Origin of the sequence: Bacteroides sp. D1, from assembly GCF_000157095.2 — a bacterium.
GTDB lineage: Bacteria > Bacteroidota > Bacteroidia > Bacteroidales > Bacteroidaceae > Bacteroides > Bacteroides xylanisolvens.
The window spans coordinates 1-546 of sequence record NZ_JH114343.1; the positions used below are offsets into that span (position 1 = coordinate 1).

The 546-nt window shown below is 31.0% G+C and carries 1 protein-coding gene; it reads right to left on the minus strand.

The features are described 5' to 3' along the window. Window positions 1-444 (minus strand): RDD family protein (locus BSAG_RS10830; protein WP_008997558.1); only part of this gene is annotated, 444 nt, incomplete at its 3' end. Window positions 445-546: the final 102 nt, after the last annotated feature.

Below are 546 nucleotides of genomic sequence, written 5' to 3' on the forward strand. Positions count from 1 at the left end.
TCCTTTATTATTTATCACACTCATCTTTAACAGTCTCTTGCCAATAGTCTTTCCCCCATTAGTCGTTTCCAATCCAAAGAAGTAGAGAAAGTAAAAAGCGGAATAAGACAATCTTATTTCAAGTTCACTCATAGAAGTACTTTCAATGAGCATAGCGATTATTATAACAAGAAAAGTTATGATTGTAATAAATGCAATGTCTATGATATGTCCAAACAATCTTTTCTCACTACTGGCACGTATCTTTTCAATAAATGGTCTATTATCTTTTTCCTCAAACTTCTCATTTTGAATTTTGGTGAAACTAACCCCACGTTCTATTAATACTTCTTCGGCTGCGGTTATGGCGTCTGCTACATAATCCTTTCTTTTGACATTCAGGATTTCTAATAACTTCTCATCTGAATGTTTCCTCATTACTTCTATAAATTGGTTTTCTTCCATAATTTAAAACTTTAGTTTTACTCTTTAGTATATAATTAAAACCTATCTATATATTATTTACCACTAACTCATTCTAATGAACTTATAAAACAGTCCTCTCAC